Annotated in this window: 14 protein-coding genes; 3 read left to right on the top strand and 11 right to left on the bottom strand. The window is 35.1% G+C overall.

The genetic code is table 11. The features are described from left to right. Position 1: 1 nt before the first annotated feature. Together KORDIASMS9_RS15155 and KORDIASMS9_RS15150 are read left to right on the top strand one after the other, a co-directional pair. On the top strand, positions 2–1,651 hold the full coding sequence (locus KORDIASMS9_RS15155) for a PASTA domain-containing protein (protein ID WP_114903656.1): 1,650 nt from the start codon (positions 2–4) through the stop codon (positions 1,649–1,651). Positions 1,652–1,657: 6 nt separating this feature from the next. Next, complete coding sequence (locus tag KORDIASMS9_RS15150; protein ID WP_114903655.1) at positions 1,658–2,326, top strand: hypothetical protein; 669 nt, start codon at positions 1,658–1,660, stop codon at positions 2,324–2,326. Positions 2,327–2,659: 333 nt separating this feature from the next. Here KORDIASMS9_RS15150 and KORDIASMS9_RS15145 read toward each other — a convergent pair whose 3' ends face one another. The 11 genes from KORDIASMS9_RS15145 to KORDIASMS9_RS15095 all read right to left on the bottom strand — a co-directional run bounded on the left by KORDIASMS9_RS15145 (position 2,660) and on the right by KORDIASMS9_RS15095 (position 13,146). Continuing rightward, positions 2,660–3,382 (bottom strand): hypothetical protein, encoded by a 723-nt coding sequence (locus KORDIASMS9_RS15145; protein WP_114903654.1) that lies wholly within the window; start codon positions 3,380–3,382, stop codon positions 2,660–2,662. Positions 3,383–3,401: 19 nt separating this feature from the next. Continuing rightward, positions 3,402–3,908, bottom strand: coding sequence for a hypothetical protein (locus KORDIASMS9_RS15140; RefSeq protein WP_114903653.1), 507 nt, complete (start codon positions 3,906–3,908; stop codon positions 3,402–3,404). 181 nt (positions 3,909–4,089) lie between these two features. Continuing rightward, positions 4,090–4,893, bottom strand: a complete 804-nt coding sequence (locus KORDIASMS9_RS15135) for a hypothetical protein (protein WP_114903652.1) — start codon at positions 4,891–4,893, stop codon at positions 4,090–4,092. Between the two features lie 79 nt (positions 4,894–4,972). Continuing rightward, on the bottom strand, positions 4,973–6,115 hold the full coding sequence (locus tag KORDIASMS9_RS15130; RefSeq protein ID WP_114903651.1) for a lycopene cyclase family protein: 1,143 nt from the start codon (positions 6,113–6,115) through the stop codon (positions 4,973–4,975). A 116-nt stretch (positions 6,116–6,231) separates the two neighbouring features. Then, positions 6,232–7,782, bottom strand: a complete 1,551-nt coding sequence (dnaB, locus tag KORDIASMS9_RS15125) for a replicative DNA helicase (RefSeq protein WP_114903650.1) — start codon at positions 7,780–7,782, stop codon at positions 6,232–6,234. 146 nt (positions 7,783–7,928) lie between these two features. Beyond that, the gene (locus tag KORDIASMS9_RS15120) at positions 7,929–8,882 is read right to left on the bottom strand and encodes an acetyl-CoA carboxylase carboxyltransferase subunit alpha (protein WP_114903649.1); all 954 of its coding nucleotides are present in this window, start codon (positions 8,880–8,882) and stop codon (positions 7,929–7,931) included. 51 nt (positions 8,883–8,933) lie between these two features. Next, complete coding sequence (locus tag KORDIASMS9_RS15115; RefSeq protein WP_114903648.1) at positions 8,934–9,845, bottom strand: DMT family transporter; 912 nt, start codon at positions 9,843–9,845, stop codon at positions 8,934–8,936. After that, the gene (locus tag KORDIASMS9_RS15110) at positions 9,832–10,911 is read right to left on the bottom strand and encodes an LptF/LptG family permease (RefSeq protein WP_114903647.1); all 1,080 of its coding nucleotides are present in this window, start codon (positions 10,909–10,911) and stop codon (positions 9,832–9,834) included. Before KORDIASMS9_RS15110 ends, KORDIASMS9_RS15115 begins: the two co-directional genes overlap by 14 nt. A 203-nt stretch (positions 10,912–11,114) precedes the next feature. Continuing rightward, positions 11,115–12,245, bottom strand: coding sequence for a tRNA guanosine(34) transglycosylase Tgt (tgt, locus tag KORDIASMS9_RS15105; protein ID WP_114903646.1), 1,131 nt, complete (start codon positions 12,243–12,245; stop codon positions 11,115–11,117). A gap of 163 nt (positions 12,246–12,408) precedes the next feature. Continuing rightward, positions 12,409–12,561 carry a hypothetical protein gene (locus KORDIASMS9_RS15100; RefSeq protein WP_240321059.1) on the bottom strand — a complete coding sequence of 51 codons (153 nt, stop codon included), beginning with the start codon at positions 12,559–12,561 and terminating at the stop codon, positions 12,409–12,411. Between the two features lie 84 nt (positions 12,562–12,645). Continuing rightward, positions 12,646–13,146: a hypothetical protein gene (locus KORDIASMS9_RS15095; RefSeq protein ID WP_114903644.1), complete on the bottom strand. Its 501-nt coding sequence runs from the start codon at positions 13,144–13,146 to the stop codon at positions 12,646–12,648. 528 nt (positions 13,147–13,674) lie between these two features. On the opposite strand from KORDIASMS9_RS15095, the gene KORDIASMS9_RS15090 reads away from it, so the two are divergent. Next, positions 13,675–14,520: a transketolase gene (locus KORDIASMS9_RS15090; RefSeq protein WP_114903643.1), complete on the top strand. Its 846-nt coding sequence runs from the start codon at positions 13,675–13,677 to the stop codon at positions 14,518–14,520. Positions 14,521–14,584: the final 64 nt, after the last annotated feature.

Raw genomic sequence — 14,584 nt, 5'->3', positions numbered from 1 at the left:
CATGGCAGTTAATATACAAAGTATTCAGTTTCAGCATATCTTATTTGATGTGAATGATAAACCCGTAAAAACGGCAAAAGTACAAATCCAATTTTATAATGTCTATTTAAAATCATGGTTGGCATTCACCGATGATTTGATCGTATCAAGCGGAAAATTAGTGCATGCTTTAAAAATTCCTTCTCGAATTTCTACAACAAACCAAACAATTCGTGTGGTACGCGAAGTTTTAAAATCTGGAGGAACACCTTCTTTCAGAATCATTTCTGCAACTTCACAATCGGGACTTCCAGAAGTAATTGCAACGACATTTACAGCAACCATTGAAGGCGATAGCAAACTCAACATAGATTTCGGAAAAAGCTGGTTGTTAGATCCGAAAGCGTACATTAAAAAAATTGATCATCTTATCATTGCAACGCAAGTTCCTGTATTTGAATTGTCAAACACAATTCGCATCATGGAAGAAGAAAAAGACAATGCCGTTGCACAAGTAACAGGATTGAATACTACGATTACTTCCTTAGCAGACGAACGTGATTCTTTACTCAGTCAGCTTTCCATTGTGCAAAACGATTTTGAAACGAGAAATCAACAAGTAGCCGATTTAAACAACAGTTTGCAAACCATAAGTGCCAATTTGGCAAACGAGCAAGCACTGCGGGAAACATTGGAAGTTGATAAAAACAACTTAGAAGCTGAACTTGCTGCACAACGCGAGCAAATGGAAGGTTTGGAAATGGCAGAAGTTGGCGGCGCTAATTATCAAAACATGTATGACGATTTGCAAGAAGAAGTTTCCAATATTTCCATAGAACGTGACGATTTGCAACTACAAATTTCAGATATTACCATTGAACGTGACGATTTAATACAGCAAGTTTCGGACATTTCTATAGAACGCGATAATCTACAAATACAAGTTTCAGATATTTCTATAGAGCGTGACAATTTGCAAATCCAAGTTTCAAATCTTACGACAGAAAAAGACAATTTAGCACTTGAAAAAGTATCGTTTTTAGCAAGTATTTCACAATTACAAACAGCTGTTCAGCAAGAAAAAGCACGAGTTACGGCAAAAGAAACCGAACTACAAAATCAGCAAACATTAGTAAATAATTTACAGGTTGAAAACGGAAAACTGCAAGAACAATTGGCGGAAGCACAAGATTTTTCTATCACAGATCATCCAAATAAATTATCGGCAAGCAAAGTATACAGCAGCATTGTAAACGATGTTGTGAAAGCAGAAGAAGAATTGGTCAATTCACGATACAAACTGTCTAATATTTCGCTCAACTTAAAAACAACGGTTGAAAAAGGTCCTGAAGGAACCATTTTTGGCTTGCTAGATTATGAATCTGCCAAAGACGTCAACAGTGCCGCAATTAGTGATATCAGTTTGGATATTGTGCCATCGGACACTCTTGCGACAAATGTTTCTCAAAAAATGCCTAATATTTTAGGATTGACGGAAACTGCCGTTCGGAAAGTATTGCTCAACTACGGTTTACAACTGGATGCAGTTTATCACGCTACAGAAGATAAAAACCTCATTGCAGGACAAGCATTTAAACAATCGCCAGCGCCAGATACAGCTGTAGAAGAAGGACAAGAAGTCATAGTAATTTTCGCAAAACCATTAAACTAAAAAATTATGTCAAGCAATTCATACGATTATGTAAAAGATGCCTTTGCGGCACCGTTAGGAGATTTTATTGCCTCCATTGGCGAAGGTGTTGGAGAAGCACAAGCAGCCTTGGACGAAGGTTCGTTACGACAAACCTTAGAAATCTATAACAGTGATCCTGATAAAGGATCTGAAACCTTAAAAATGCTGCGTGAAGTTGGGTATCAACCTACGTTTTACACGATTCCAAAAACGACGGCAAAAGCAAAAATTTCACTTTCTATTTCGCAGCAAAGTACAGGAAATTCACTGCAAAGTACACGCGCGTTTCGACCAAAAATGTACGCAACACCCGTAAATGCGTCTAATACCAATAAATACAATTTAGGCTTAAACGCTACGGCGGAAATTGAATTTGATATCGTTCCAGTGCCACCGTCAGAAGCACAAATTATTCGTTTTTTACCGAATATTATTGAGAAAGAAGACGAGAATGGAAATATGATACAAAGAACGTTTGGTGAAATCAAAACACTTTTAACGGAATACGGATTGGGCTATGATTTCGGTGAAAATGTGGACGCAGAAACCATCACGGACGCATCAACGTTCGATAGTCAACTTCCCGCGTTTGACGCAAACAAACCAAGCATGATTCGCGCAGATGATGTGATTACACTTGACGTTGATGCTTAATTTTTAATGTTGAATTTTAAATTATTCGCTAAAACTATTCAACTTCAAAGAAACGTCACTGCGAGGCAAAGCCGTGGCAGTCTGTCAAAATCATTGTCAATTTTTTCTCTGAAACAAACAGATTGCCACGAATTTTACATTTCGACTCCGCTCAATGTCAAAAATTCTCGCAAGGACGTATCTAAGAAATCACAAAACACCTATTGCTTGCAACGCTTGATACGTTATTAGTTTTCGATTTGTTTGAAACGCTTCTTGGTACGTATCATTGTTTTCATTTCTGCGCATTAGTACATACAACTCAAAGACAAAGGAGAATGCGTTTTTTCATAACTATTCTTTTAGACTAATAACAATTCCTCCAAATCTAGCTTCTTCCGCTACAAACTTTTTTCCATCAATATAACACACGGCTTCTTCATATTTTTCTTGTTGATTTGTTCCAGAATAATATCCTTGGCAGCCATAACCGCCAATATGTGAATTAAAGAATTCTACACTTCTACCTGTATTGTCAGTAATTTTGGAGAAACATTCATGACAAATTGATTTTGGATATCGTTGACTAAATTCTATTCGCTCTTTCTTACAATTGGCACAAAAAGCTTTCAATTTTTGACTTTCTTTGAAAACCAATTCGCTTTTTTCTTTATATCGAAACAGTAAATTATCCCAAGCGGCAATCGTAAAGATATCTTTCTCTGAAAATTCCATGTTGCGTCGCAACTCATTCGTTGATTTTACAATGAATGGCGCCAAAATTTCTATATAATTTTCTATATGCTGAATGGAATTTGCTTGGTATTCTAAATACCATTTTTCAGATTTCGTAATATAATTCCAAAAATCAAGTAACGACCGAAATTTTTTAGTGTAGACATGTTGTGTTTGTGCTTCCGCATGCGCATTTGTATTGATACGATCTGGAAAAATCACAATCGTTTTCTTCATTTTTTTTAAAGAATAGCCATTTTTTGATTCCTGCAGTATGTAATGTGTGTATACTTGCTTTTTGGAGTTGTTAGTGCCGCCAAATATTTTAGAAAATATATTCATAAAACAAACTTATATTCTTCTAGTATTCAAATTTCATTAAATCCTCCTTCATTTTTTTAAGTCGATTTGGATAATCTTCATCATATCCTTCATCCAATACCAATTGCCTTTCAATAGCTGTGAACGTAAGCGCTTTTAATTTGGCATCAATTTTTCCTGTGATTTTTATTTGTCCAAATCCAGCAGCAATAATCGAATTGTCCATACAAAGCAACATATATTCATCTTCTTCCTGAATTTTTCTCAATGTTTCCAAATCTAGTATTTGCGAACATTGTTTACTTTGGTATTTAAATCCCATTTCGTCAATTTCATTAAATAACCACTTTACAATATTTCGAAAAAGCTTTTTTGCGCGATACCAATCTTGAAGATAACATAACATATCAGCACCGTCATCATTTCCAAAAGGTGAATATTCCTCTGTACAATCATAATAAAAATCTGCCGTCATTGCTTTTACAAAGTTTGGATGCGATGTTTTTCTTGCAGGTCCAACTTCTTCATCATCGAAATAATAGTTCATAAATAATGTGTATTGCTTGCAGTGTTTTATGGAGTGATACTATAAGTATTCATTAAAAAATAGAGCTGTTTAAAAGTAGTCATATTACACTACATTCACAACTGCTTCATTCTTAGAGTGAAAAATATATTGGTGAGTATATTTTTTACTGAGGTTAGCACTTCTTGCAAAGAAATATTTTTTATTCTATTAGTAATTGGTTCGATCTAATATAATCAAACCATGAATTAAACATTTTTATTTTTTCAGAACCACTAAACTCATCATCTTCAACATACATATTATAGCTATTACCTGCACTTTTAAAAATACTATCCCTCCAGTGAGTATTTCCCAAAAATAAAAATTTATCATCAAAAGAAACTCCGTAAAATGGTGTTAAAAATTTATATCTAATAAGTTCAATATTACATTTACAATTCTTTGCTCCTGAATATGCTTTTTTGAAGAACTCAATATCTTGAATAGTAGCTTTAACCTGCATAAAGAATTTATCTCTAAAGTTCTGATCAACAAAAACTGCTTCTTCATAAAAATCAGGATCTAGAATAGCTAGCGTTAAATTGAATTCAAATTTCTTATCCTCTTGCAAAAATTTCTCTATAATCTTTTTTATGAACGGCCAATAGAATCGTAAAGAGACACCTATAACTTTTAAATTAATTACTTTATCATCAAAAATACGTTTTTCAAAAGATGATGAAAACTCTTTAGATTCAACCAAAGCATTCCAAGATTCAAAAAAAGGTAAATTTCGCTGAGGTTGATTAACTTTTTTATAAATATCAAAGAAAATTCTTAATACAATAATACCAAGAGTTATTGCGGCTGGCAATAAACTAATCTCTTTAAACTCTTTTGATATTAAGTCTTTAGGAATATACTGTATAATTGTTATGTAAAGAAAAAGAACATAAGCAGTTGGGATTTTAGCTTTATCAAAAAAAAATTGAATTTTCTGATATAATGTTAAAGTTGGCTTCATTGAAACTGTATTTATTTTACTACATTAAATATAGTAATAAAATGCAATATATAATTTTTTTACTACAAAAAAACTACATTCACAACTGCTTTATCCCAGAAGTCAAAAATGGTCCAATAGGCAAACTCCCCATAATTTTTAAATCTTCCCAAAAGGTACTTTCGTTGCCTAAAAATGCCAAAATCGTTTCGATAGGAAGTTTTTTAAACATTGTCGCAAAGATTTCTTTTCCTTGTAGTTTTTCAGAAAGAATGACTTCTAAAAGCGTCCGATCATACCATTGAAACATCTTATCGCGAAACGTCAATGCTGGATTTGGATATTTTCCGTGTTGTAATAATTCAATGATGTTTTCGGTATGTTTTTGAACGAATTGAAACGTATAACCACTACTCGCTTTCGTAAATCCGCCCGCAGTTCCAATATTAATGATGTATTTTTCGTTCGGAACGTTTCTAGAAAATTTCGCTAATGACATCGGAATGATGCCAAATTCAGTATGCTGAATCTCATACTCTTCAATTTGTAGATAATTTTGAATGTACGATTTCAATTCCGCTTTGTACTCCTCTTTTTCCAATACTTTTTCAGTGAATAAGGTATATTCTACCAACGCTTCGGTTTCACTTGTGGGCAATACGTACATAAAGGTTGTGCCGTGTTGTTGTGACAGTCTAAAATCCATCAATCGTCCTACTGTTGCGTCGAAAACAGGTGTTTTTGTTTTGATTACCCAACCTTCAAAATGTTGCAATAACGAGTTTGAAGTGTCCATTTTAGGGTGAAAAAGATTCGTAGAATTAAACACGTATGCAGCTTTGTAAACTGCTTTTTCTGTGATGACTTCCGCAAGATTGTTTTCAGATTGAATCGTTGTAATACTTTCCGAAATAAAACTTACATTTTCAAATTCTTTCGCAAAATTGATCACATGATTGTAAAAATCAATGCCTTGAATCATTTTGTAACGATATGTGGGCATGTCAAATTTACGCGTAAAGTCATCCGAAAGAAACTCCAAAGTTTCCCATTGATGCGTCACAATCGGTTCAAATAATCCTTTACCTTTTTCCCAAAAACACCACGTGCGATCGTTTTTATTTTTTTGCGATTTATCTATGACTAAAATTTGCTTTTTACACAATTGCGGAGCTGTCAACATTCGGTACAACAAGCTTAACCCTGCGCATCCTGATCCGGCAATGATGTAGTCATATTTCATGTAAAGCTTTTATTTTTTATCATTCCTGCGAAGGCAGGAATCCAAAGAGTTTCAAAAGTAGATTCCTGCCTACGCAGGAATGACAAATTAAATCGCTATAAAAATACGGAATTCTTTTAGAAAGGAACTTCGTTATCATCTGGATTAAAATCATCGTTCATAGAACTTCCAAACGCTTCGTCAGCACTTGGTAAATTCTCGGTTCTGAACGTATCATCGTTGGCTGCATCGTTCATTTTTGAATGGAATTCGAATGGAGAATCAAAGGTTTCTAAGTTATCAAACTTACCTAAGTGTCCAATAAATTTCAATCGAATGTTGTCCAAACCACCATTTCTGTGTTTTGCCACAATGAATTCCGCTTGTCCTTCGGTTGGCGAACGCTCTTCATCATCCCATTCTTCAATTTTGTAGTATTCTGGACGGTAAATAAAGGATACAATATCTGCATCTTGCTCAATTGCTCCCGATTCACGTAAATCGGAAAGTAACGGTCGCTTGCTTCCTCCACGTGTTTCCACCGCACGCGATAACTGCGATAAGGCAATTACTGGTACATTCAATTCTTTTGCCAAGGCTTTTAGGTTTCGCGAAATCGTTGAAATTTCCTGTTCACGGTTTCCTCCTTTTTGACTTCCACCTGCAGTCATTAATTGCAAGTAATCAATCATAATCATTTTGATGCCATGTTGCGAAGCTAAACGTCGCGCTTTTGCTCGTAAATCGAAAATAGAAAGTGATGGCGTATCATCAATGAATAAAGGTGCTTTTTCAAGTCCTTTTACTTTTACGTTGAGTTGTTCCCACTCGTGTTTTGCTAATTTTCCTGTACGTAATTTTTCTGAAGACAAGCCAGTTTCTGAAGAAATTAAACGTGTAATTAACTGTACAGAAGCCATCTCCAGTGAAAAGAAAGCAACAGGAATATTTTGATCTACCGCAATGTTTCTTGCCATGGATAAAGTCAACGCCGTTTTTCCCATACCTGGACGCGCCGCTACAATGATTAAATCACTTGGTTGCCATCCAGAAGTTAGTTTGTCTAGTTGTGTAAATCCTGTTGGAATACCACTTAAACCTTCTTTGTTAGAGATTTCTTCAATTTTTTTCTTGGCTTGAATGACCAAACTTTGCGCCGTTTCCGACGATTTTTTAATGTTTCCCTGGGTGACTTCATACAAACGCGATTCTGCTTTGTCCAATAAAGAGAAAACGTCCGTCGTTTCATCGTATGCATCTTCAATAATTTCATTGGAGATTTTGATCAAACTACGTTGAATGAATTTTTGCAGAATGATACGTGCGTGAAATTCAATATGCGCAGAAGACGATACTTTTTGCGTGAGTGAAATCAGGTAGAAATCGCCACCGACAATCTCTAAGTTTGCATTTTTACGGAGCTGAGAAGAAACCGTGAGTAAGTCAATCGGTTCTGAATTTTCAAATAATTGAAAAATGGCTTCGTATACCAATTTGTTGGCTTCTTTGTAAAACGCTTCTGGACTCAAGATGTCAATCACCTCATCTACACCTTTTTTGTCAATCATCATGGCGCCAAGTACCACTTCTTCTAAATCGATGGCTTGTGGAGGTAATTTTCCTCTTTCGAGACTTATTAGATTGCTTTTATCAGTTTTATATGATTGCTTAGGGTTTACATTTTCCATGACTGCGAATGTAACTAATTGTTTTACGTGTTAGCGTTTATTTTATACTCACAACTATGTTGATAAGTTCTTTTTTTTGTTGATAAGCGGAAAAAAAATCCGAAGTCTTCACTTCGGATTTTAAACGCTTCCTATGTAATATAGGTTTATCCTTTAAATTCACCCATTTTTGAATACTTCTCCATGCGTGAAATTACTAAATCCTCTTGTGATAAGTTTTTTAATTTGTCATAATTGGCAACAATGGCATCACGAACTGCTGTGAAGGTGTTTTCGCGATCGTTATGCGCGCCACCAAGTGGTTCATTGATGATTTCGTCAATAACTTTAATTTTCATCGCATCGGTTGCCGTCAATTTTAAAGCTTCTGCTGCTTTTTCTTTGTGTTCCCAGCTTCTCCATAAGATAGAGGAACAGTTTTCTGGAGAAATTACAGAGTACCATGAGTTTTCTAACATGAGTACTTTATCGCCAACACCTATTCCTAATGCTCCACCAGAAGCGCCTTCACCAATAATTACGGTTATGATTGGCACTTTTAAACGTGTCATTTCTAAAATATTTCGGGCAATTGCTTCTCCTTGTCCGCGTTCTTCTGCTTCCAATCCTGGATAAGCGCCTGGAGTATCAATCAAAGTTACGACAGGAATTCCGAATTTTTCTGCCGATTTCATTAAGCGCAATGCTTTTCTGTATCCTTCAGGGTTTGCCATTCCGAAATTACGGTATTGACGGGTTTTCGTATTGAAGCCTTTTTGTTGTCCAATAAACATATACGATTGATCGCCAATTTTCCCCAAACCACCAATCATAGCTTTGTCATCACTTACATTACGATCGCCATGTAATTCTAAGAAAGAATCGCCACACAACGCTTTAATGTAATCTAAAGTATACGGTCTGTTGGGATGACGTGATAATTGCACACGTTGCCATGCCGTTAGGTTTTTGTATATATCTTTTTTAGTCGCTGCCAATTTTTTCTCGATCTGCTGGCAAGTTTCCGTAACATCAATATCACTTTCATGTCCAATTGCCACACATTTCGTTAGCTGATCTTCTAGTTCTTTTATAGGCAGCTCAAAATCTAAATATTCCATGCTTTTGAGGGTATGTTTAGTTGTTTCAGTTTACAAATATAAAACTTTAATTTAGGAATTATCTATGCCACTTGCGGATTTTATTTTTCTGCGATTTTTTAGAATTCCATTTGCCAAAACTGTAGCGATGACAAGCAAGCTTCCGTAGTAAAATCCGGAGCCCATTTTTTCTTCTTCTGGAAATATGATGAATTCTAAAATGATTCCGTAAATAATTTCTAAATTATAGGTTAACACAACCGTGTATGGGCTTATGTATCGCATTATGTGTGTTGATGCAATAAATGCGTACGCAGTACAAACAGAAGCCAATATGAATATATAGAGCCAATCATTTGTACTGAGTATGAAGAAGTTTTCTTTAGAAAAACCATCTGCAGCAAACGCCAAATAGATTGATATGAATGCTACTCCACAAATAAATTCGTAAAAAGAAATGGTTGAAGCGTCATGTTTTTCAACAAATTTCCCGTTCAATACTGAAAATAATGCCGATAAAAATGCTGAGATGATTCCTAAAATGATTCCGTTGATATATTTGAATTCACTGTTCATAATGATGGAAACACCAATAATTACAATAATTCCAAAAATAATTTCATACCATATTATTTTTCTACGGTAGATGATGGGTTCTATAAATGACGCAAAAAATCCGCCTGTGGAAAACATAACGAGTGTTATGGATACGTTTGAAACATCAATGGCACCAAAAAAGGTAATCCAATGCAATGCCACCACAATTCCAGCAACTGCAAATTTTGAAAATGTTTTTAGTGATATGTTGAGATTGATCTTAGAAACTTTGATAAACGCAAACATCAAAATTCCTGCAAGTAACATCCGAAACCACACGAGCGGAATGGCTTCGATCGTAATAAGTTTCCCGAGAATTGCCGTAAAACCCGCAATAAATACTAATAGGTGTAAATGAAGGTAGTTTTTGAGTTTATCGCCTAGCATTGTACAATAGATATAAGGCGAGCACTCCAAAGACCACATTTGGTACCCAAACGGCTAACATTGGCGAAAACCCAGATTTTTCTGCCATCGTGCCAAATATTTTATCGAAAAAGATATAAATAAATGCAATCGCAATTCCGAAAGCGAGGTTGACACCCATTCCTCCTCTACGTTTCATAGAAGATACCGCAACTGCAATTATAGTGAGAATGAATGCCGTAATTGGCAAACTCCAACGTTTGTATTTTACCAATAAATGCTTGCTCACATTGGGCGAACCAGATTTTCGTTCTTTATCAATGAATTCATCCAATTCTTGATAGTTGAGCGTTTCTGCCATGTACGTAACTGGCGTTAGATCTTCCACATCAAATGGAAAAATAGTATCTAATGTACGCTCGCTAATCAAGCTGTCGTTCATGGCGCCGATGATGCGTTTTTTGTAACCACGTAACGTATAGGTGCTGTCTTTTTCGTTGTATTTTAGAGTACGTGATTGTATTTTATAGATTAATTTATTGTCTTCAAAATGTTCTAAAGTAAAATTGTCTCCACGCTTACTTTTGAAGTTAAAGCTTTTTAGATACACAAAATCATTGTTGGTGACTTGCTTGTAGATTTCAGCATTGTCACGTACTTTTTTTCGTCCTTTTTTGATGTATTCAAATCGAAATTCATTGAAACCTTTGCTGGCGTTTGGCACTACGTACATTCCCATGACAAAAGCCACAATCGCAACCACAGATGCCGCTACTAAAAACGGTCGCAAGAAACGCAAATACGAAACTCCTGAGCTTAATATCGCGATAATCTCCGTGTCATTTGCCATTTTGGAGGTAAACCAAATCACCGAAAGGAATAGAAATATAGGAAATAAGAGATTGGCAAAGTAGAGGACAAAATTCACATAATACGTTACAATTTCATCTACTGGCGCTTCCGAGGCAAGCATTTTGTCAATATTTTCAGAAATATCAACCATAATTCCGATAGGAATGAATAGCAACAACATTACAGAGAATGTGAGCAGGTATTTTTTAATGATGTACCAATCTAATATTTTCACAAATTTTAATTTTAATAATTATCTTTTATAGTGGTTGTCTAAAAGTCAATATTTCGTCAAACCGAACCTTTCAACTGTCGCTCAAGACAGGCTTGATTCGGTTTCTCATAACAGTTGAAAATCAGTTTGATGAGATTCTGAATCAAGTTCAGAATGACGTTTTAAAATTTTTCAAACAGCTTCATTATTCGTTTCACCTGCTGTTAGAGACGTTTGTCCATTTGTTTGACCATTTTGTTTTTCCACTCGTAAAAATCTCCTGCTAATATATGTTTTCTTGCTTCTCTAACCAACCAAAGGTAGAAACCTAAGTTATGAATGGTGGCAATTTGTTTTCCAAGCAATTCATTCACCGTGAATAAGTGACGTACATACGCTTTTGAATATTCTAAATCTACGTAGGTAATGCCCATTTCATCAATTGGCGAAAAATCGTCTGCCCATTTTTTATTTTTGATGTTGATGCTTCCGTGTGCCGTGAACAGCATTCCATTTCTTGCGTTACGTGTTGGCATGACACAATCGAACATATCGACACCTAAGGCAATATTTTCTAAAATGTTGATCGGAGTTCCAACGCCCATTAAATAACGTGGTTTGTCTTCGGGAAGAATTTCACATACTACATCGGTCATTGCATACATTTCTTCGGCTGGTTCTCCAACTGATAATCCGCCAATGGCATTTCCTTCGGCTTCACACGAAGCGATGAATTCTGCTGATTGCCTGCGCAAATCTTTGTACGTACTTCCTTGAACTATTGGAAAAAATGTTTGACTGTAATCGTATTTGTACGGTGTTTTTTCTAAGTGTGCGATGCAGCGATCGAGCCAGCGATGTGTCATGTGCATGGAACGTTTTGCATAGCGATAATCGCACGGATATGGCGTACATTCGTCAAAAGCCATGATAATATCAGCACCAATGGTACGCTGAATTTCCATCACGTTTTCTGGCGTAAAGAAATGGTACGAACCATCAATATGTGATTTGAATTTAACGCCTTCTTCTTTAATTTTTCTGTTCGCAGATAAGGAATAGACTTGATATCCACCAGAATCTGTCAAAATGTTGCGATCCCAGTTGATGAATTTGTGCAATCCGCCCGCTTTTTCTAAAATTTCGGTTTGTGGACGTAAGTATAAGTGATACGTATTTCCTAAAATAACGTCGGGATTGATATCTTCTTTCAATTCCCGTTGATGGACACCTTTTACCGTTCCAATCGTTCCCACAGGCATAAAAATAGGCGTTTCTATCGTTCCGTGATCAGTCGTAAGTGTTGCTGCTCTTGCCTTGCTTTGTGGATCTTTTCCTTGTAATTCGAATTTCATGTATGCGTTTCTCTTGCCAATTTTGCACGCGTATATTGCTGTGAGATCCTTTTGGCGAAAGCCAACAACCTGTAAGCAATAGTGAGAATTATGGCATTATCAGTTGGCAAATATAGGTAAGATTTGTGGAGGATTTTATTAATCAAATATTAAAATTGATTTATTAGTAAATCTTCTTTAAAAATTCATCATACGAAACTCGTTTTCCTTGATTGAGTTCTTCTATTCCTTCTGAAATTTCGTTTTTTTGGGAAAGAGTTAATTTGTTTCTGAAATTGCAGTTTTGTTTGTTTGTAATATTAGTAACTTTTTGCATAAATTTAGTAATTAGAATATTTTTCACTTTTTGAGATCAATAAAGTTACTATTTCAAAATTGGCTCATTATATTTCTTGCAAATCTATTTAGATAGAAAATTTAATTTTCTTTTGATATAAAACGATGGGTTCATATCAAACTCATTTCTGATTGTACAATTCTGTAAGTAAAATGCTTTGTATAAAGACCACATTGGGTCATCTTGTCTTAAATTTCCATGACTCCAAAATTCTTCATTTTCCCAAGCTGCAATTGCATAATATCCAAACATATACATTGCTACTTGCTTGTTCATCACTTTTGAGTTAACTAACAATGCTATCGATTCCATGGTTCCTAAAAACTGCCTTTTTTGCTCGTATGTTAATTCCTTTACGTTTATACTTCCTCTTCCTTCTCCTAAAGCAGAACAGACTTTTTGTAAGTTTTCATCTCTCGCATAATAATCCCTCATTTTAAGGTAAATATCAATTCTTGTCAACATATTTTTCTTTCTGTACTCTAAGACACCAAGAATTAATGTGATTACAGCTATAATGGAAGCGATAATCGTTAGTGTAAATTGGATATTACTAAATCCCATATATTTTTTTTTGATTAATCATTTGTAAAATATAATGATTCTATTATTATAAATTATCCATTGTCCTGCCCATGCTTTTAATTTTCAGAATTATTTCGATTTACACGAATTTTCCAAAACTATTTTTGTCCTTTCTCAAGAATGGGAACAAACTTTCTTATTTAAAAGTTAAAAATTTCTTTTTTAGTGGATTACACACTTATACAATAAATAAATATTCATAATACAGAACATATTCCCTCAAATCTAAAGAAAAAAACTAAGAATAAAGAAAATACTTTCAATTTAAAAATAGGAAATAACACATATTTTTTCAACCAAAAAATATAAAATAAGCACACTAAATAACTTAAAAAACAAAAACTGTATTCAAACTACTTCTCAACTTCATTTTCAATCATGTACACACTTTCACTCGCGCTGTACTTTATCCACAAAAATTCGTTAATAAAAGCCTATTAACTTCTTTTGTTTGCGCTGTTTTATAACTTACTTTTGAGGTTTACAAAAACTACTAACAAATACACAATGTCTGATAACAAATCGTTAGAAAATTTAGTTACTCAAGTCCGTAGAGATATCTTGAGAATGGTACACAAAGTAAATTCTGGTCATCCAGGAGGTTCACTCGGTTGTGCCGAATTTTTAGTCACTTTATATAATGACATCATGAAACTGAACGACGGTTTCGATATGGATGGAAAGAATGAAGATGTTTTCTTTTTGTCGAACGGTCATATTTCCCCTGTAATTTATAGCGTTTTGGCGCGTAGAGGTTATTTTCCTGTGGACGAATTGAACACGTTTCGCTTGTTAGATTCTCGCTTGCAAGGACATCCAACTACGCATGAAGGTTTGCCGGGAATCCGCATTGCTTCAGGTTCGTTAGGACAAGGAATGTCGGTTGCACTTGGAGCCGCGTTGACCAAAAAGTTGAACGGAGATGACAACTTAGTATATTCATTACATGGTGATGGCGAATTGCAAGAAGGACAAAATTGGGAAGCGATTATGTATGCTGCTGGAAATAAGGTGGACAATATTATTGCTACGATTGATTACAATCAGAAACAAATTGATGGTGCTACGGATGATGTATTGCCATTAGGTTCATTGTCGGCAAAGTTTGAAGCCTTTGGTTGGGAAGTTTTAGAGATAAAAGACGGAAACAACATTCAAGCCATTAAAGATGGAATGGCGGCAGCAAAAGCAAAAACGGGACACGGAAAACCTGTTGTTGTCTTGTTGCACACAGAAATGGGGAATGGTGTTGATTTTATGATGAATACGCACGCTTGGCACGGAAAAGCACCAAATGACGAGCAGTTGGAAAGTGCTTTGGCACAAAACCCAGTAACTTTAGGTGATTATTAAATCGTCTACCTAGTTTTTTACTAATTAAGTTTAATCAAAAAAAGATATCCACTTTCGTGGATAA

This window comes from Kordia sp. SMS9 (assembly GCF_003352465.1).
Classification (GTDB): Bacteria; Bacteroidota; Bacteroidia; order Flavobacteriales; family Flavobacteriaceae; genus Kordia.
The sequence above is the reverse complement of the archived record's forward strand: the minus strand, read 5'-3'. Positions and strand labels throughout refer to the sequence as shown.